The sequence below is a fragment of the Gottfriedia solisilvae genome, from assembly GCF_002128405.1.
In the GTDB taxonomy this organism is placed as follows: domain Bacteria; phylum Bacillota; class Bacilli; order Bacillales; family Bacillaceae_G; genus Gottfriedia; species Gottfriedia solisilvae.
In genome coordinates, this window is the sequence record NZ_NETJ01000001.1 from 603,625 (window position 1) to 623,621 (window position 19,997).

Sequence of the window (19,997 nt, forward strand, 5' to 3'; positions counted from 1 at the left end):
TTTTGAATTTGAATTGGAAAATTCTTTTAAACAAAATATGGATTTTCAATATCATCATTATTAATGACTACATCCGCTGTTTGTTTAGGTAAATGTTCCTCTAAATACATTCTAGAGGCAGAGTGATACCTATTAATAAACATTTCTTCTGCTTTATCATAACTACCAAAATTTCCTTCTTCTCTTCTAGCCCCTCTTTTTCTAGCTATCTCAAAATCTGTATTAACAAATATTTTATAATCAAATAGATTGCTTAGATCCTTTTTGAATAGGAAAGTACCATCAATAATAAATATCGTATCTTTTTTAGCTACTTTTGATTCAGTACTTACAAATTCGTCTTTATCTAAATCTAAAGAAATTGTCACATAATGAAGGTTTCCCCCTGGTCCTAAAGGAATTAGAAGTTTCTGCTTAAATGAATTGTAATCGTGGGCATCTTCGTAATATCCAATTGCTGATTCTTTTCCTTGTCTATATCGTACTGCTCTCGGATTATGGAAATTATCTATGCTTGTCCTCACCACATCCATATTTCTAACTTGAAGTTCCTCCATCAGTTCATTCGCAAGTGTTGTTTTTCCAGAGGCTGTTATCCCACTAACACCTACTCTAATAGGATGGGGCAATTTTAAATTTAAGATTCTATTAGCTATTTCTGAAATTAAATCATTCCTTAACATATTTCTCCCTCTTTCAAGTGATATTCTTTCTATAACTTTTCAATTTAAATGATGAATATCCTTTTTCAATTATCCTTTCATTCAGCACTCTAAAAAAGACCGACGAAGGTTTCGATCGTTGTTGGACTAGTGAATGAGTAAATTTAATCTTTAAGAAAATTTATTTTAAGATATCATTTTTAGACCTCACAATTGGTGTTAAAATGAGTAATTTTATATTAAGTTTTGTAACAATAAACTTCTTCAGAAAAAATAAAAAAACCTTAGCCCTCCGAAATTTAGGGGCTAAGGTGTTTTGAGTTTTAACCTTAGACGAATAAACTTAGTAATAAAATAAATCCTAATCCACAAACTGAAATAATTGTTTCTAGTAATGTCCAAGTTGCAAATGTTTCTTTCATACTTAAACCAAAATATTCTTTAAACATCCAGAAACCTGCATCATTAACGTGTGAAGCTATTAAACTACCAGCTCCTGTTGCAAGTACGACTAAAGCAAGGTTTACATCTGATTGACCTAGCATTGGGATAACTAAACCAGCAGTTGTTAAAGCTGCAACAGTTGCAGATCCTAATGATATTCGTAAAATTGCCGCGATAATCCATGCTAGTAAAATCGGTGATAATGAAGTGCCATTGAATAACTCGGCTACATAGTCACCTACACCACCATTAATTAATACTTGTTTGAAGGCACCGCCGCCTCCGATGATTAAGAGCATCATACCAATATGTGTAATTGCTGTCGTGCAAGAATCCATCACTTCTTTAATTGGTATTTTTCTAGCCAATCCCATTGTATAGATTGCAACTAGTAATGAAATCACCATGGCAGTACCGGCATTACCTATAAAGCGGATCGCCACTATTAAGCCAGAATCATCAAATCCCATTGTTTTTTGTAGTAAATTAATAATTGTTGCAATTGACATTAAAATAACAGGTAGTAAAGCGGTAAATACACTAATTCCAAACCCAGGTGTTTCTTCAAGTTTAAATGTTTTCTGTTCACCTAAAGAGGCAATATTTCCCATTTTCGTGAAGGATGCTGGTACTAGTTTTTTAGCAAGCTTTGTAAATAAAGGACCCGCGATAATCACAGTTGGAATCGCAATAATAAAACCGTAAAGTAATACTTCACCAATATTTGCTCCATATTCCCCAGCAATTACAGTTGGACCTGGGTGTGGAGGTAAGAAACCATGTGTTACAGATAAAGCAGCAGCCATTGGAATTCCAAGATATAATATAGAAACTTTTAATTGTTTTGAAATTGCAAATACGATTGGGATCAATAATACTAATCCTACTTCAAAGAATAAAGCGACACCGATAATGAATGAAGCAGCAACTACTGCCCATTGAATATTCTTTTCACCGAATTTGTTAACAAGCGTCATTGCAATACGTTGTGCGCCACCAGAATCTGCGATCAACTTACCAAGCATTGCACCAAGTCCGAAGATTAATGCTAAATGACCAAGTGTTGCCCCTAAACCAGCTTCAATTGTAGTGACAATATCGTCTGGTTTCATTCCAAGTGCTAAAGCTACACCAAATGAGACAATAATTAATGAGATAAACGTGTTTAATCTTAACCCCATGATTAAAATAAGTAATGCTACAATTCCTATTGCTACTATTACTAATGGCATAATATTTCCCCCCGAAAATTTATTTATTTTTATTAATTAAACCTCTTTGATAATTAGCAATCCTTGTATAATCTGCTTCTAATACTCTTGATAAGTTGATAAAGATTGGCAATAACTGTCTGTACTCAACTACTGCTTCTTCCTTAGGCAAATGTTTGTGAGTACTACCGACCATATCAGAAACAACTTCAAAAGATTCAATTTCCCCTGTTGCATACAGTCCTAAAATGCAAGCACCTAGACAAGAACTTTCATAGCTTTCTGGTACGACTACTTCTAGGTCAAAAATATCTGACATCATTTGACGCCACACATCTGACCTTGCGAATCCACCTGTTGCTTGAATTCGAGTAACCGGACCATCCATGCATTCAATTAAAGCTAAAAATACCGTATATAAATTGTAAATCACTCCTTCAAGAGCAGAGCGAATCATATGTTCCTTCTTATGCGCCATGGTCAAACCGAAGAACGAGCCGCGGACGTCAGGATTCCATAATGGTGCACGTTCACCTGCTAAGTAAGGATGGAATAATAATCCATCAGCCCCTGGTTTTACACCTTCAGCGATCTTTGTCAGTACTTCATAAGGATCAATACCTAACCTTTTTGCAGTTTCTACTTCTGACGCGGCAAACTCATCTCGAATCCAACGAAAAACCATCCCGCCATTGTTTACTGGCCCTCCAATGACCCAATGTTTTTCCGTTAATGCGTAGCAAAATATTCGGCCTTTTTCATCAGTTTGCGGTTGATCAATAATGGTTCTAATTGCCCCACTTGTCCCTATTGTAACTGCAATTTCTCCTTTTCGAATCGCATTCACTCCAAGATTCGAAAGTACTCCATCACTTGCGCCAATTACAAAAGGAGTTTGTGGATCAATCCCCATTTGTTTAGCCATTTCAGGATTACAGTTCGTAAAAATATCAGTTGTAGGTACAAGGTTAGATAGTTGCTCTGTAGTGATTCCCGAAATCTTTAAGGCTTCCTCATCCCAATCTAGTGTTTTAAGATTCATCATCCCCATAGCTGATGCAAGTGAATGATCTACAACGTATTGGTCAAATAACTTTTTAAATATATATTCTTTAATCCCGATATATTTTTTTGCTTTATTCGCAATCTCTGGTCGTTCATTCACAATCCATGTAATCTTGCTTAAAGGTGACATTGGGTGAATCGGCGTTCCTGTTCGTTTATAGATTTCATGACCATTCAATTCATCTTTAATTTTATGCGTCCAGGCTTCACTGCGATTATCTGCCCATGTAATACAAGGCGTTAGCGGCTGATCATTTTCATCCATAACAATCAGGCTATGCATCGCACTGCTAAAAGAAATAAACGAAATCTCTTTTTGCGGATGTTGTTTCATGATTCTAGAAATCGCTTGTATAACTGCTGAAAAGATCTCATCAGGGTCTTGTTCAGCTGTCGAAATATCAGGTGTGTAGAGTGGGTAACCGATATTCTCTTGTTGAATAACTTTGCCTTTTTTACTAAATAACACGGCTTTTGTGCTTGTCGTACCGATGTCTAACCCTAACATATAACTATTCATTATTCTTGGTCTACTCCTTTAGAAAGCATTTGTTGTGACCTCCAAAGGTCTTCTACTTTTCCTTGAACATCATCAAAGTTTTGATGTAATGATTGAATCATAAGGTCTCTATTCTTTGTAGCGATTGCTTCAATATAAAGTTGATGATTCTCAACTATGCGTGGAAAGTCCTCGTATCGTTCCTCGAAACGAACACGCATTGATAATAGAATAAACGCTTCCATTACCGGTTTAGCATTATTCCAGATCATCGTAATGTATGAATGACTAATCGCACAAATAATCGTTTCATGAAATAATACATCCTGAAATGAAAACTCATCAGCATCTCGATATTTTATAGCGACTTTCATCATTTCAAGGATTTTACTCAGTTCCATTACTAATTCTTTCGTATCTAATTTTACTAATCGCTCAAATACAAACGTTTCGATTAGTAATCGGACATCATAAATTTCTTCAATTTCTTTATCTGTTAATCCAATGACAACTGCACCCATTCGCTCTAAACGAATTAAATTTTCAGATGCTAGTGTTTTTAATGCTTCTCGAATTGGTGAACGACTCACCTCAAAATCGGCAGCCAGTTTATTCTCAGATAAAGTGGTACCGCTTTCAATCAACCCTGAAATAATTTGCATTCTTAACTCATATGTTACGCGATCACCAGCTGAAGCTTTTGAAAGCCATTTTGCAGGATATAAATATTGGTTTGATTCTTTCATTTGTTCACCCTCTTGTTAATACTAGTATACTTGTATACAAGTATTATATAATTTATTTCTAAAAATGCAAGCGCTTTATTTGGATGTATAAAACTGGATTAGAATACATATTGATTATTCTTACAAAACTTTCTAAAAGTATCCGAGATAAAAAACTTAAAATATGAATTTGATTTTATAAAAACTAATAATAATAGATTGTCTAGTAGATCCTCCCTAATCAGCGGATAACACTAGATGTATTTTCTTTTTAATTCGAATACAGCAAAAAAGACTCATTCATAAATTTATGAATCAGTCTTTTTCTATTTAATCCTGGTTTGTTAATCTATAACTTTCTTTAATATTTTATTTAATTCTTTTGATTGCGTTATAGTAATGTACTCGTCATTTTTATTAAAATAAGTTTTTGAATTTGAATCATATAATCGTACTGATTCACCATTTTTGTTAATTAAATACTTAAATCTACCGTCAAACGATTCTTTGTTTTCAATGGTGAATTCTTTACCATTTTTATTTTCAAGATGAATTAGTACAAAACTCCCATACTCACACTTAATAGACATTGCATAATTATATTTAGTTTGGAAAAGAGCCATCATATTAGAATTATTTATTTCTGTAATCTTCATTCCCTGTTTTGTTATTGAATTTAGAAACACTTTAGCATGGTTATATTCGCTTGGAACATTAAAACTATGAGGTACTTCAAACTCCTCTTTTACGGTAGATTCTAATTTTGAACATCCAATAACCAGGAGAATGATCGATAATAAACATAATACTAAACTAATATTCCTGAACAAATAAAGTCCCTCCTTATATAAAAAGGATCCCTTACATTTTGTGATAATGAATTAATTTATGCTTTTGCAATGATTTATATATTTTAATGTCATTCAACTGTAATTTCTTTCAGATAAATAATTCCCATATAACGATATTTAATAATTACTTTATTTATTGATTTATTTTGTACAACATAAAGTCCATATGTTTTATCTTTTTCTGTTGCAGTGCCATTGTTTACTTTTTCCAAACTATCAGATGGTGATGTGTTTGGTTCAATCACTAAAGAATCAATATCCTTAAATCCATATTTTTTTTCTTCATCTAGTGAATCTGTAATAATTAGTGCTTGTAGTGGATTACTTTCTTGGATTTTCACATTTAAAGGGTATTCATTGTTATTAACTAATACATTTGTAATCTTTATTTTTTTCAAACCTGTATTACCTATAGCAATAACTACTCCATGTCTATCTTCAGCAAAACCAATTGTACCACTTTCTAATGGAGGGTTTCGCTTCATAAAAGGTTTAAATCCTATCAATAAAATAACTATTACAATTGCTAAAACAACAACTAATTTCTTCAAAATTGACAAATACTTTTCTCCTAACTCTATGTAACAATTTTCTTTTGTTTTCTAACTTTCCTTTCATTTAGCTCAATAATAAAATCGACTAAACAGTCGGACTGATGTTTAACTAAAAAATGCGTTAGTTGAACAGTATCATTTCATCTATTCTTAAAGACATTAAATACTGAATAACTGGTCCAACCACGACTATACCAAAAATAATTGCACCAATTTTCATTTTTTTAGACATTGTTAAAGAATCATTTAGTTTATAAATAATAAAAGCAAGTAATGCTCCAAAAAAGGAACTCACTATCCCACGCTTTAAAATTACTAAAAAATAATCAAATACTTTTAAATAATTGAGCTCATTTCCATTAGTCGTTGTAATGATTTCATAATGTTTAATAAATAAAATAGCAATTGCTATACCAATTAAAAAGCCATAAAAGAAGCCTTTTCTAATAACTTTTTCCAAATTTATTCCCCCATGATGTCTTTATATATCAAATATTATAACAGAAATAATAAAGTATTTATCTTTATATAAATAGAATGAGAAAATGAATTAACGCATGTGTTAAATACATAAATACGGTTAATGGCAATAAAAAAAACTCTTCAATTGAAGAGCTCTTTTATTGTTTTATCTCTCTTACTTTTGAGATGACTGTGTTGAAACCTGCCAAGTAACACCAAATTTATCTGTTACTTGTCCGTATAAAGGACTCCAAAAAGTTTCGTGTAATGAAATGATTACTTTTCCACCATCTTGTAATTTGCCGAATACTTCTTTCGTTGTTTCAACATCATTAATTAAAATAGATAAAGTGGTTTGATCTCCAATTTGATAAGGCAGTCCTGTAAATGTGTCAGAAATCATTAAATCTGTTGACCCAACTTTGAGATGTGCGTGTAAGATACGATTTTTTTCTTCATCAGATAGATTTGTATTTTCATCCCCTGGCATGTCGCCAAATCTTTGAAGAATAAGAGTCTTTGTATTGAATGCATTTTCATAAAACGAAACAGCTTCTTCTCCATTTCCATTCAATATTAAATACGGGTTGATACCTAAAATCATAAAATACACCTCTTTTAAAATTTAGTTGGTAGTCAACTTATTCAGTTAACAATTAATGTTACCATATATTCCCTATCTGTGACTAATAGAGATCATCACATTACAATTGTTTACTATTGATTATTTGTTAATATGGGCAACGAAAAAAGAGAGACTTAAAGTAGTCTCTCAACTGTTGATATTATGATTATGATTTTTTAAATCTACCAGGTGTATACTTTTCGCTTGCTTTGAAGTTATAAACTGGTTTTACAAAGCAAGTAATCTCACATGTTTCTTCGATTTTTTCTAAAATTTCATTCATTGGCTTGTAAGCCATTGGCGCTTCATCAAGTGTTTCTTCAGAAACTGATGTTGTCCAGACACCTTCCATAGATTCATGGAAGTCGTCCATGTCTAAGGTTTTCATTGCTTTTGTGCGGCTCAAGATGCGGCCTGCTCCATGTGGCGCTGAAAAATTCCAATCCTCATTACCTTTACCCACCGCCAAAATTGAACCATCTCTCATGTTGATTGGAATAATGAGTCGTTCTCCTTTTTGCGCAGAAACTGCCCCTTTTCGTAAAATCAAATTCTCAGTATCAATATAATTGTGCACAGTATCGAAGCGGTCAATCTCCTCGAATCCCATATTCTTTATGATAGCTCTTGCGATTTCTTCGCGGTTAGCTTTTGCGAATGCTTGCGCTAATTTCATGTCGTGCAAATAATTATGGAAGTCCTCGCCTTCTAAATATGCTAAATCATTAGGAATCACTGGATTCTTTTCTTTGAAGCTTTGAATTGCAGTTTGGATTTCATTTTCTCGTCTCTCAGCTTTTAATTTTCCAATAATTTCGGTTAAATCATGAGTACGAATTTTTGAGATTGCTACTTTTTGATAGTATGTTGCAATCTTTGCCCCAACGTAACGGCTGCCAGTATGAATCGTTAAATAGTGGTGTCCATCTGAATCAACAGATACTTCGATAAAGTGATTTCCACCGCCTAGCGTTCCCAAGCTAAAACGACTTTTATTCTGACTCAGTATGTGCTCAGCTTTAAACTCATGTGTGGCTGGAAAATTCGTTTTAATAAATCTTGCCGTCTCATCTGTATGTAGCTCATGTCCGCTTGGGACGTATGTTCGAATGACGTTATCAAGCTTATTAAAATCAACTTTATTTTCTTGAAGCTTGACAGTAAGGACACCGCAACCGACATCGACACCAACAAGATTAGGGACTATCTTATCCTTTAATTGTATGGTCGTTCCGATCACACAGCCTTTTCCAGCATGATAGTCTGGCATGATACTGATCTTTGTATCCTTTAAAAAAGCTTGATTACATAGCTCTTGTATTTGCTCAATCGCTGTTTCCTGCGGATAATTGGAAAATACTTTTGCTTTTGTTTGCGTCCCCGCTATAGTTATCACTAGTTTTCCCTCCTCCAAACGCAGATTACCAATAGGCTACCATTTAAATTACATTCTGACAATGTGTTTTATACGACAGTAAATGAGTAAAAAAACTGTTTAATGATAGCAGTCACTTCACCTTCCTCTATACATTCCATCAAGAATAAAAAATCCTTAACATCTTCAGCGTCAAGGGGTGATTTTATTAATATCCATACATATTTGCTCGCGCTCCACGAGTAGGTAACGAATTTCCTTCAGTATAGGAATTATAAGTAAAAAACACTTTTAAAAAATAAATTGTCTTATCATAAGACTAAAAATAAACTTGTCCAAATGGAAAGTACGCTTGACATTACTTTCGTTCCAAGATATACTCCACCTATGGAAAGTTAACTTTCCATAAAAATAAGGGGTGAACGCGTTGAACAACCGTTTAGAAGAAATCCGTAAGCAACGCGGAATTAAGCAAGAAGAACTAGCAACGGCTCTTGAAGTGTCAAGGCAAACTATTGGTTCACTGGAAAATGGTCGTTATAACCCATCTATCCTTTTAGCGTTCAAGATTGCTCGTTTTTTCGGTATGAGTATCGAAGAAATCTTTATTTATGAGGAGGATGAAAATATATGAAAAAAAATATTTCGATTTATTTTCTTACCATGGTAGGCATAGCACTATTTGCAGGTGGTCTGTACTTCATAAAAACTATTGAAGACCCACAAGGTCTGCTACGGGCGTTGCCTTATATCTGTGTTGGGCTTGGCTGTAGTATTTTCGGTCACGGTATGGGAGAAATAATTGTCCGAAGCGCTATGAAGAAAAATCCTACTGCAGCAAAACAGTTAGAGATTGACAAAAAAGATGAACGTAATTTGGCAATCGCTAATCGAGCAAAAGCGAAAGCATATGACATGATGGTTTTTGTATTTGGAGCTTTAATTATTTCATTTGCTTTGATGGATATAGATTTAATATTGCTTTTGCTTTTGGTTTTTGTATTTATGTTTTTTGTTGGATATAACACTTATTACCGTTTCAAGTACTATAAAGAGATGTAAAATAATATGGCGTATAATTTACTTAGATTTTTCTTATTCCTGTTTAACTAACACTAAATGCTCAAATAAAAAAGGGTCATGAATGCGACTCAAGGTATTGAACAAAAGTATGCGTTAGTTCAATACTTTTTTTATATTTATTTCTTTTCAAAATATCCTCTTTAACAATGGAACTTGTAGATAAAAAAAACAGTGTTATGTGCGGAAGTATTAAACTATGTAAACTATGATTTTTGTGTCTAAGTTCATTAATTTGTTCTCTCTTTATATACTGTATTCCATATTGCTCCTAATTTCTTGTTCTACTGCCCTGTTAGTTTATTAAATAAGTTACATTTGTTTCTCATGATTTTGTTCAAATAAAGCATGCGTTAGTTTTATACTCAAACATTAAAAGAACTCATAAATATCAACAAAATATTTATATTCCTCATCAGTAATAATTCTATTTCCATATCCTTCCAAGAACGTTGATACTTCAGATTTTTTTTCAAAAACATTTGGTTTTGGTCTTATTGCTAAAGAAACATCATACCTTGGATCTCCGTAAGTTCCACCACTCCAATCTATGACACCAGTGATTTCACCATCTTTAACTAATACATTATCAATTGTAAAATCACCATGAATTAAAGTCGGATGAAAAAATTTCGGCTTATTTACTTTCAGTTTATTTAACAGTTCTAATGAACCATCCACATTAAAATGTTTTAAATTATATTCAGCTTGAATTAACATATCATCAAGCCAGGTAGAATTATTCTTTAATTCAATTGGACATTTAGTTGAATGGATTATAGATAAAGTTTTCCCGAAATTATAAATTGCTTCGTGCCTTGTTTCTTGTTTATTTTCATTAGATAAATAACTTCTTAATGTAACGCCCTCGATATACTCCATTAATGTCCAATTGGAATGATTATCCTCAGTGTAATGATAAACATTTGGTATGGATAAATCAGTTTTAGACAACTGATTTAGTATTAGTACCTCTTTTGCCAATAATGAGGAATACTGTTCTCCTTTTGATCTTTTTAGTACATAGTAACCATGAGTTGATTGGATCAAACCGACGTTTGATGTGTGCCCTTGTCGAGGAAATGCTATTTCTATAATTTCTCCCACAATACTTCTAATGCCAACTGGAATTTCGTTTAATCTAATTGGTTCCACAAGAAATCTCCTATAAAGTTTTACTTTTATATTTTAGATTCTTTACTTTTTTACAAATTCCTTGTTTAACAATTCTGTTGGTTCGAAATATAAGCTCATCTTTTAATTCACATCCTATATATTCCATCAACAATAAAAAACCCCTCAACGCTTCAGCGTCAAGGGGTGATTTTATTAATATACAGACATGTACTGCTCGCGCTCCCAAGGGTGAACTTGAGTACGGAAGATGTCCCATTCGATTTCTTTTGCTTCAACGAAGTGTTCAAATAGGTGTTCACCTAATGCGTTAACGATTACTTCGTCAGTTTTTAATAGCTCAAGTGCTGCTGCTAAAGTTGCTGGAAGGTCGATGATACCAACTTCTTCGCGCTCTTCTTTAGACATTACGTAGATATTGCGATCTACTGGAGCTGGAGCTTCTAATTTGTTTTTGATTCCGTCTAATCCTGCTGCTAATAATACTGATAATGCTAAGTATGGGTTTGCAGCTGGGTCAACTGAGCGTACTTCTACACGTGTGCTTAATCCACGTGATGCAGGAATACGGATTAGTGGACTACGGTTTCTTGCAGACCATGCCACGTAACAAGGAGCTTCGTAACCTGGTACTAATCGCTTATATGAGTTTACAGTTGGGTTTGTTACAGCTGTAAAGCTTGGTGCGTGCTTTAAGATACCAGCGATAAAGTGACGAGCTGTTTCACTTAAGCCTTGCTCACCAGACTCATCATAAAATGCATTTTTGCCATTTGTGAATAATGATAAGTTACAGTGCATTCCAGAACCGTTTACACCGAATAATGGTTTTGGCATGAATGTTGCGTGTAAACCATGTTTACGAGCGATTGTTTTTACAACTAATTTGAATGTTTGAATATCATCACATGCTTTGATTGCACCAGCATATTTGAAATCAATTTCGTGTTGTCCAGGCGCTACTTCATGGTGAGATGCTTCAATTTCGAAGCCCATTTCTTCTAGCTCAAGAACGATATCACGACGGCAGTTTTCACCTAAGTCTGTTGGTGCTAAGTCGAAGTAACCGCCACTGTCATTTAATTCAAGTGTTGGTTCACCTTTTTCGTCTAATTTGAATAAGAAGAATTCTGGCTCAGGTCCTAAGTTGAAATCTGTGAAACCTAAAGCTTCCATTTCTTTTAACATACGTTTTAAGTTATTACGAGGATCTCCTTCGAATGGAGTGCCATCTGGATTATAAATATCACAGATTAAACGAGCTACTTTTCCTTTTTCAGCAGTCCAAGGGAATACAACCCAAGTATCTAAATCAGGGAATAAATACATATCTGATTCTTCAATACGAACAAATCCTTCGATTGATGAACCGTCAAACATCATTTTGTTGTCTAATGCTTTTTCAAGCTGACTTACTGGGATCTCAACGTTTTTGATAATTCCTAGTAAATCTGTAAATTGAAGACGTATGTATTTAACATTTTCTTCCTTTGAAATTCTGAAAATATCTTCCTTTGTAAACTTAGCCATTATTAAAGTTCCCCTTTCGTATGTATCAAACAAAATTAGTCTAACACACTATAAAATAGAAAAGTAGAAATTTCCCACTTTTCTATTTTTTTATTTAAATTTTTAGTGTCTAGCAGTTTAAATATGTTTCTTTTTCCCATTCTGATACACGTAAACGATATGCATCCCACTCATCTTTTTTGTTTTGTAGGAATGAATAATAAACGTGTTTTCCTAATACTTGCTGTAAAAATTCACTGTTTTCTAATTCTGAATATGCTTCTTGTAAACTACCAGGTAAAGTATCAATCCCTTGTGCTTTACGAGTTACATCATCCATTAAATAAAGATTTTCAGCTCGTTCAGTTGGAGGTGTTAATTGTCTCTTAATTCCATCTAAACCTGCAGATAATAAAACAGCTAAAGCTAAGTATGGATTTGCAGATGGATCTGGATTACGTACTTCAATTCGAGTACCTGCTCCACGAGCAGCTGGAATACGAATTGTACAAGTACGGTTACTGCGAGACCACGCTACATAAACTGGTGCTTCATAGCCTGGTACTAATCGCTTATATGAATTAACAGTTGGATTTGTTACTGAAGCATTGGCACGAGCATGTGTTAATACACCTGCAATAAATTGACGCGCTGTTTCAGATAATCCAATTGCATCATTTTCATCATAAAAGGCATTACCATTATCATTTCCTAAGCTCATATGACAATGCATACCTGAACCATTTTCTCCAAAAATAGGTTTTGGCATAAATGTTGCCACTAAACCGTGATTTTCAGCAATTTTTCTAACTGTATATTTAAATAATTGAATATTATCAGCAGTTTGTAAGCCTGGTGCATATTTCCAGTCAATTTCATGTTGTCCGATCGCAACTTCATGATGTAACGCCTCTACTTCTAAACCTAAACGTTGAAGTGATTTTGTAATCTCACGGCGAATCGCTACAGTTTTATCTAGTGGGGCAACATCAAAATATCCACCATTATCATTTGGTACTAAATTATTTCCTTCTTTATTAAATAAGAAGAACTCTGGCTCTGGTCCTACATTAAATGAAGAAAATCCTTGTTCAGTCGCATGATCAATTGCACGTCTTAAAACATTTCGAGGGTCACCTTCAAATGGAGTTCCATCTGGGTAATAGACGTCACAAATGAATAATCCAACTTTTTCATCTGTGTCAACTTTCCATGTACTGTAGTCTGGAAATAACATCATGTCACTTGCTTCAATTTTTGTGAAACCATTAATACTTGAACCATCAAACATGATTTCATTATTCAGTACTTTTTCGATTTGTGTAATCGGTAATTCTAAATGCTTGAATACCCCTTCCACATCCGTGAAAAATAATTGAACAAATTCAAGACCATGTTCTTCAACACTGTTTAAAATCGTCTCTTTTTTCATTTATATTTCCCCCTGTATAAATATAAAAGTCAGAAAAAACCAGTTTTAAATAATAATTTAATGAAAGAATCTCGACATATCTCCCTGCCTTAGTGATGTTTTGCCTAGCTTACCAGTTTGATATAACTCCTGGCGTAACATCTTTCTAAGCTGTTCATCTGAAATCGATTTTTCAACAATCACTTGCTGAACAACAGTCTCTTTTGATGGATCTTGAGCTTTAAGTTGTAGCACTTCTTTAATTCCTGCTAAGTTTAAACCTTGTTCAATAAATTTTTTTATTTCTAGTAATCGATCTACATCGTTAAATGAATATAATCTACGTTTACTTTCAGTTCGAGCTGGATGAATTAAATCATGTTCTTCATAATATCTAATTTGTCTTGCTGATAATTCAGTTAACGAAATGACTATTCCAATCGGAAAAAGTGGCGTTGAGCGTCTTACTTGATCATTCATAGCAGTGCTCCTTTCGTTCATCTATTAGTATTTTATTCCATGTCAGAAAAAGTGTCAACACAATGTTAGGAAATCTAACATGAAAAGTATGATTTTTTTATTCTATGCTATTTCAGCTTAATTTCTACTATTAAAATAAAAAAAAATCTCCTGTTTAGGAGATTTTTTCTAAATAATTAATTATTTTTTTTAGCAAGGAAAATGGCACCTATTAATAAAGTACCTTTAATAATATCTTGAGCAAAATAAGGAACATTTAACATCGTAAATCCATTTAATAAGATTCCCATTAAACATGCACCTAAAAATGTACCAACAATATTAGGTTTCCCTTTACCAAACATCGCAATTCCTATATACGCCGCTGTAATGCTATCCATTAATAAAGGTGTACCTGCTGAAACTTGCCCCGTACCTACGCGGCTCGCAAGTAAAATCCCACCTAATGCTGCAAATAATCCACTAATTACATAAGCATATACGCGATATTTATTAACCGGCATTGCCGATAAATGAGCAGCAGTTTTATTTCCACCAATAAAGAAAAATACACGACCCCATGTTGTTTTTTCTAAAAACAAATGAGAAATTAGAATACATACAGCCATGATGATGACAGCCACAGGAATATTAAATAAAGATCCTTGCCCCAAGTATAAGAAGGATGGAATAAAGTGACCGGTTGTTACTTCATTATTAATCGTCATGCCTTCATATATAGAAGAACCTTTTGTTAATGTTAATTGTAATCCATTCACTACATACATCATCGCCAATGTCACTAATAAATCTGGTAATTTCCCTTTTGTGATGAATAAACCATTCGCAAGACCAATGATTAATCCAATGACAATTGCTACTAGTAATGTAACCCATAATTCTTGCCTTAAAACGATTAAACAATATGCTGCCGAAACCGTACTTATACTTGCTGTTGATCCGACTGATAAATCTAAACCGTCAATAATTAAGCTGAACGTTACACCGATTGCTAATAAGGTAACGATTGAAATTGACCTTAAAATATCTGAGATATTACTATAAGATAAGAAAGAACTTGATGTCATTGAAAAAAATACAATAACAAGTAGTAGAAGCCAAATTGCTCCAAAATCTAAAACGATCCTTTTACCTTGTGTTTGGGCCCACTGTGTCACTTGATTCCCTCCAATAATTCACCTTGCACGATGGTAAAGTGTTTATCACCAATAACATTTGCTTCCTCAATGTCATTTGTAAAATAGAAAACACATCCTCCATTTGAACAAAAATCGTCAATAAATTGGAAAATATGTTGTTTTGCGTAAATATCTACACCTTTTAATGGTTCATCTAAAATTAGACAGCGTGTATTTGGTGTTATCCACTTTGCGATGCTAACCTTTTGTTGATTTCCACCACTTAAATGAATCACTTCTTTTTCAGTGTCTTTTGGAAAAATACTTAATGACTGAATAAAAGAGTTTGTTTTCACGACCTCGAGATTTTTCTTAATCCAACCCTGTTCATGAATTGATACATTTTCACGAATTGTATGATGAAGAAAGATTCCTTCTTTTCTTCTGTCTTCTGGCACAAACGCAATCCCTTGTTTATTAGCATTGATTGGAGAATGAATTGAAACAGTTTTATGTTCTTTGATCAAATCGTATGATTTTTTATCTCCCCAAAGAGTTTTTGCTAGGGTAGATTTTTTATTTCCATTCGCACCATAGATGACAATGACTTCACCTTTTTTTATTTCTATATTAATAGAAGGTTTAGAATCAACAAGATTGATATTATGAAACTTATAAGCAAGTTCATCTTGTAACGTTCTCTTCTTATTAAAAGAAAATGTAGACGAAGACATTTTCTCTACGATTATTTCTTTTGAAAGAATCTTAGACTGAGATTGTTGGTTGATTTCACCATTTTTTAAAATGACAACTTCATCACAGTGTGACAAGATTTCTTCAATTGAATGTAAGATAACGACAATTGATTTCCCTTGTTTTTTAAGGACCTTTAAAAATGAGAAAAATTGTTCTTTTTCACTTTTTCCTAATGATGAAGTTGGTTCATCAAATAAAAACAGCGAGGAATCATTTAATAAAGCTTTTGCGATTAAAATCAGTTGTTTTTCATAAATAGAACAATCACTAACGGTCTTTAAAAAAGGTAATGATAAGTTCCAACTAGATAATTTTTGAGTCGCGTACTCTATACTCTTCTTTTTCGAAAAAAATACATGTTTTTTTTCACGGTGAATAGCAAGCATCAAATTTTCGATGACTGTTAACCCTTGCACTAGTCCCTCATCTACTTCCTGAGGGACATATGCTACCGTGCCTATTTCATTAAATGTAATCATTCCACTTGTAGGTAAGTGTCTTTTTGCAAGAAGCTTTAATAAAGTACTTTTACCAGCACCATTTAACCCAGCAAATCCAACTACTTTACCAGATTCAACATTCAAATTGATTTCTCTTAGTACTTCTGTGTCTCCATAACTAAAAGATACGTTTTCTAGTTGAATAGTCATCTTTATTTCCCTTTCTCAAATTGCTCCATCCATGGTGATGTTGCAGCTGATGTTGGTGTCCAATTTTTACTATATTTACTTAAGTCACTCACCTTAATTGGCGTACTTGGTAAATCCTCTTTTTCTATTAGTTTAGGTTCCAATGAATATATGTCTGGTGTTTCTTCACCTGCTATTTTTTGATATAAGAATCTAGATTGAACTTCACCAATTTCTCCTGGATCACTTGCAGCTGAAGCAACCCATGGTGAATCAGGTTGTTGAATTAACTGTAAATCTTCATCGCTTAAGTCAATACCATATACTTTTATTTCAGTACGACCTGCTTGTTGAATTGCTTTAGTTGCACCCTTTGCAAACTCATCCCATGTTGCAAAAATGGCATCTAGTTCGCCTTTAGGATATTTCTTTAATAGCGCTTCAACTTGTGCTTGCGTATCCAACATAGTATTGCTACTAGCTTTTCCAAATCTAGCAACCTCTTTAATACCTGGGTATCGTTTATAGAACGCTTCAATCATTACTTTTCTACGATCCATCGGTGTAAATCCACCAACCCAAATTGTTGCGATTTTACCTTTGCCATTTAAATCTTCAGCTAGGCTTTTTAAGCTTTTCCAAGCAAGACTATAATCATCTTGGTCAATAACTGTTACACCAGGAAGATTTAAATCACTGTCAAATGAAACAACAGGTATACCCGCTTCTAATGCTTTTTTCACACCTTTTTCTAATGTTTCTTTACGACCGTGATCGATTAAAATGCCATCTACCTTTGCATTAACTGCTGTATCTAAATTTGCAGCCATTTTCGCTAAATCATTATCTGCATTGTAAACTTGAACTTCTCCACCAAATTTCTCTACCTGTCTTTTTACACCATCAATGTATTGCGAAGAAAACGTTCCGATTGAGAATTCCATTACTAAAGCAATTTTTAATTTTTTATTAACTGCTGCTGGAATTTCAGCAGCATTATTTGTTGTATTTGTTTTTTTCTCAGTTGTACTTGTCACTTGAGACTTTTGATTCGAAACTGCATTTTGCTCATTCCCACACGCTGTCAATAAGATCGATGCAATTGATAAAGTTGCAATGATTTTTCTCATTCTTCATTCCCCCATCGTAAAAATGTCTCACGATAATTACTTGTTACTATTCCATTTTCTGTAATAATCGCGGTAATTAATTCATTTGGCGTAACATCAAATGCTGGATTTAAGACATCAATACCATCTGGAGCGATTTGTAAATCTCCAATATTTGTTACTTCGCTACGATCGCGTTGTTCAATCACAATTTCTTTGCCTGTTTCAATAGAAATATCAATTGTTGAAAGTGGCGCTGCTACATAAAATGGGATTTGATAATAATTTGCTAAAATTGCTAATTGTAATGTCCCAATTTTATTTGCCGTATCACCATTTGCTGTAATTCTGTCAGCACCGACTATAATGGCATCAACCTTTTTATTTTGTAATAAATAGCCGACCATATTATCTGTTAAAAGCGTTACAGGAATGCCACTTTGCTTTAATTCCCATGATGTTAACCTCGCTCCTTGAAAGACTGGTCTAGTTTCAGTAGCAAACGCTGAAATTTCCCAACCCTTTTCTTTTGCTAAATGAAGCGGAGCAAGTGCGGTTCCATATCGACTTGTTGCAATACTGCCTGCATTGCAATGTGTCAATACAGCAGCACCATCATGTAAAAGTGTTAATGCATTTTCTCCAATTTCTTTACACGTAGCTTCGTCAGCTAAATGTAATTTAATCGCTTCTTCCATAATGATGAATTTTGCTTCTGCTACTGACTGTGCATCCGAGCTAAGTTGAAGTAGCTTTTCTACAGCCCAAGCTAAATTTACTGCAGTTGGTCTTGCACTAATTAATTCATCAGCAAATCGTCTTGACTGCTCGCGAAATTCTTCTATTTTGTCAGTTTCAATGTCACGCACGCCTAGATATAAGCCATAAGCAGCTGCCAATCCGATCGCAGGAGCTCCTCTCACTTGTAGCTTTACAATCGCTTCTCTCACATCTTGTAATGAGGTTGCTTCTATATAAACAATTTCTAGTGGTAATTTTGTTTGGTCAAGAATATTTAAAGTTTCACCGTTCCATTGTAATGATTCAGGTATTTGCTGTAATGTAGTCATGATTTGTTGCTCCAATCAGAAATTAAATTTTTAATATTGCCAATAGTAAATCTATTCTTTATGCAATTCGCCCCAAACGCGAGGATCTCTTTTTTAATTGCAATTTTACGGTCTAGTTCAAGCGAATCAATATCCTCTACGTGTGCTAAACCAATCGAACGTCTAATACATTCACAACCAATTACGCCAATTGCATCAATCCAATATCCTTCAAGCTTTTCTTTAATAAGTTCGACTTGGTTAAACGGTCTTACACTATGCTCTTCCCATAGCCTGATAAATGTTTCATTGAACACTTTTTCAATCGTAACAAGCTGATCAAGTATTTCTTCTTTTTGATCAGTTCTACTAAATATTTGGAACAATAGATTTGCTTGAATTTGCCCTAAATCAAATCCAATTGGACCAACGAATGCGAACTCTGGGTCGATTACTTTTGTTTCAGTTGCTGATGCAAATATACTGCCTGTATGTAAATCACCGTGTAATAATGCTTCTTTTTTTGATAAGAAATCAAGTTTCAGTTTTGCAGCTTCAAGTTGTAGCACTTCATCGTTCCATAAAGCTTGAACATCTTCTAGTAGTTCCTCTTCAAAACTATTTGTCTCGCTATTAAAAAATGGATCCGTATATACTAGATCTTCCGTTATATCGCATAGCTCCGGATTATTAAAAGTAAGCTCTAGCTCCTTCTTTTTGGCAGGCGTCGTTCCAAAATCAGAAGTGAAAAATAATGAATTTGCTAAAAACTCACCGATGTGTTCTGCAAAAAACGGAAAGCTTTTCTTTTCAATCAATCCTTTACGTAAGATTTGTAAATGAGAAAGGTCTTCCATAACTGTTACTGCTTGTTCTTCATCATGTGCAAATATTTTCGGAACTAGATTTGGAATTAATTCATTATAAATTTTTGTTGCATTACTTTCGATTGTTGCTCTTTTTAATGTTAGTGGCCAACTTTCTCCAACTACTTTTGCATATGGTAATGCTTGCTTAATAATTAATCCTTGCTCTTGATCAACAGGTCTTACTTTAAAAACTAAGTTTAAATTTCCGTCCCCAATTTCAACACTTTCACATACTTGATTTGTAAAATAACCCAATTTTTGTAAGTAAGTGATTGATGTCGCCTCTGTTAAAGGTCTATATTCTTTCTTCTGAATGACAGTCATTACAATTCATCCCCCTTAAAATTTACAATATAAAAAGCCCCTTCTCGAGACGAAAA

General features: G+C 33.7%; 20 protein-coding genes. 2 read left to right on the top strand and 18 right to left on the bottom strand.

Annotated features, from left to right (window positions below; all coding sequences use genetic code 11):
* Positions 1-26 precede the first annotated feature (26 nt).
* The 9 genes from CAB05_RS02995 to CAB05_RS03035 all read right to left on the bottom strand — a co-directional run bounded on the left by CAB05_RS02995 (position 27) and on the right by CAB05_RS03035 (position 8,494).
* Positions 27-683: a nucleoside/nucleotide kinase family protein gene (locus CAB05_RS02995; RefSeq protein WP_087998325.1), complete on the bottom strand. Its 657-nt coding sequence runs from the start codon at positions 681-683 to the stop codon at positions 27-29.
* A 308-nt stretch (positions 684-991) separates the two neighbouring features.
* On the bottom strand, positions 992-2,338 hold the full coding sequence (locus tag CAB05_RS03000; protein WP_087998326.1) for a GntP family permease: 1,347 nt from the start codon (positions 2,336-2,338) through the stop codon (positions 992-994).
* A gap of 19 nt (positions 2,339-2,357) precedes the next feature.
* Entirely contained in the window at positions 2,358-3,902 is a 1,545-nt protein-coding gene (gntK, locus tag CAB05_RS03005) for a gluconokinase (protein ID WP_087998327.1), read from the bottom strand.
* Positions 3,902-4,627 (bottom strand): GntR family transcriptional regulator, encoded by a 726-nt coding sequence (locus CAB05_RS03010; protein ID WP_087998328.1) that lies wholly within the window; start codon positions 4,625-4,627, stop codon positions 3,902-3,904. The genes gntK and CAB05_RS03010 overlap by 1 nt, the downstream gene beginning before the upstream one ends.
* Positions 4,628-4,950: 323 nt before the next feature.
* A complete protein-coding gene (locus tag CAB05_RS03015) occupies positions 4,951-5,436 on the bottom strand; it encodes a hypothetical protein (RefSeq protein WP_087998329.1) in 486 nt (161 codons plus the stop codon).
* 89 nt (positions 5,437-5,525) lie between these two features.
* Positions 5,526-6,017: a hypothetical protein gene (locus tag CAB05_RS03020; RefSeq protein ID WP_087998330.1), complete on the bottom strand. Its 492-nt coding sequence runs from the start codon at positions 6,015-6,017 to the stop codon at positions 5,526-5,528.
* Positions 6,018-6,132: 115 nt separating this feature from the next.
* Positions 6,133-6,471 carry a hypothetical protein gene (locus tag CAB05_RS03025; protein WP_087998331.1) on the bottom strand — a complete coding sequence of 113 codons (339 nt, stop codon included), beginning with the start codon at positions 6,469-6,471 and terminating at the stop codon, positions 6,133-6,135.
* 177 nt (positions 6,472-6,648) lie between these two features.
* Positions 6,649-7,077, bottom strand: a complete 429-nt coding sequence (locus CAB05_RS03030) for a VOC family protein (protein WP_087998332.1) — start codon at positions 7,075-7,077, stop codon at positions 6,649-6,651.
* Between the two features lie 187 nt (positions 7,078-7,264).
* Complete coding sequence (locus CAB05_RS03035) at positions 7,265-8,494, bottom strand: RtcB family protein (RefSeq protein ID WP_087998333.1); 1,230 nt, start codon at positions 8,492-8,494, stop codon at positions 7,265-7,267.
* Between the two features lie 406 nt (positions 8,495-8,900).
* On the opposite strand from CAB05_RS03035, the gene CAB05_RS03040 reads away from it, so the two are divergent.
* Together CAB05_RS03040 and CAB05_RS03045 are read left to right on the top strand one after the other, a co-directional pair.
* Positions 8,901-9,107, top strand: a complete 207-nt coding sequence (locus CAB05_RS03040; protein WP_087998334.1) for a helix-turn-helix transcriptional regulator — start codon at positions 8,901-8,903, stop codon at positions 9,105-9,107.
* Complete coding sequence (locus tag CAB05_RS03045; protein ID WP_087998335.1) at positions 9,104-9,535, top strand: hypothetical protein; 432 nt, start codon at positions 9,104-9,106, stop codon at positions 9,533-9,535. Before CAB05_RS03040 ends, CAB05_RS03045 begins: the two co-directional genes overlap by 4 nt.
* 390 nt (positions 9,536-9,925) lie before the next feature.
* On the opposite strand, the gene CAB05_RS03050 is transcribed toward CAB05_RS03045, so the two are convergent.
* From CAB05_RS03050 to mtnK, 9 genes are all read right to left on the bottom strand, one after another.
* Positions 9,926-10,708 (bottom strand): phosphotransferase family protein, encoded by a 783-nt coding sequence (locus CAB05_RS03050; RefSeq protein ID WP_087998336.1) that lies wholly within the window; start codon positions 10,706-10,708, stop codon positions 9,926-9,928.
* A 174-nt stretch (positions 10,709-10,882) separates the two neighbouring features.
* Complete coding sequence (glnA, locus tag CAB05_RS03055; protein ID WP_087998337.1) at positions 10,883-12,217, bottom strand: type I glutamate--ammonia ligase; 1,335 nt, start codon at positions 12,215-12,217, stop codon at positions 10,883-10,885.
* A 109-nt stretch (positions 12,218-12,326) separates the two neighbouring features.
* Positions 12,327-13,628 (bottom strand): glutamine synthetase family protein, encoded by a 1,302-nt coding sequence (locus CAB05_RS03060; RefSeq protein WP_087998338.1) that lies wholly within the window; start codon positions 13,626-13,628, stop codon positions 12,327-12,329.
* Between the two features lie 57 nt (positions 13,629-13,685).
* Complete coding sequence (locus tag CAB05_RS03065) at positions 13,686-14,087, bottom strand: MerR family transcriptional regulator (RefSeq protein ID WP_087998339.1); 402 nt, start codon at positions 14,085-14,087, stop codon at positions 13,686-13,688.
* Positions 14,088-14,263: 176 nt separating this feature from the next.
* A complete protein-coding gene (locus tag CAB05_RS03070; RefSeq protein WP_087998607.1) occupies positions 14,264-15,154 on the bottom strand; it encodes an ABC transporter permease in 891 nt (296 codons plus the stop codon).
* 86 nt (positions 15,155-15,240) lie between these two features.
* Positions 15,241-16,611 (bottom strand): ATP-binding cassette domain-containing protein, encoded by a 1,371-nt coding sequence (locus CAB05_RS03075; protein ID WP_087998340.1) that lies wholly within the window; start codon positions 16,609-16,611, stop codon positions 15,241-15,243.
* 2 nt (positions 16,612-16,613) lie between these two features.
* On the bottom strand, positions 16,614-17,720 hold the full coding sequence (locus CAB05_RS03080) for a sugar ABC transporter substrate-binding protein (RefSeq protein WP_087998341.1): 1,107 nt from the start codon (positions 17,718-17,720) through the stop codon (positions 16,614-16,616).
* On the bottom strand, positions 17,717-18,769 hold the full coding sequence (mtnA, locus tag CAB05_RS03085) for an S-methyl-5-thioribose-1-phosphate isomerase (protein WP_087998342.1): 1,053 nt from the start codon (positions 18,767-18,769) through the stop codon (positions 17,717-17,719). The genes CAB05_RS03080 and mtnA overlap by 4 nt, the downstream gene beginning before the upstream one ends.
* Positions 18,766-19,941: an S-methyl-5-thioribose kinase gene (gene mtnK, locus CAB05_RS03090; protein ID WP_087998343.1), complete on the bottom strand. Its 1,176-nt coding sequence runs from the start codon at positions 19,939-19,941 to the stop codon at positions 18,766-18,768. The genes mtnA and mtnK overlap by 4 nt, the downstream gene beginning before the upstream one ends.
* Positions 19,942-19,997: the final 56 nt, after the last annotated feature.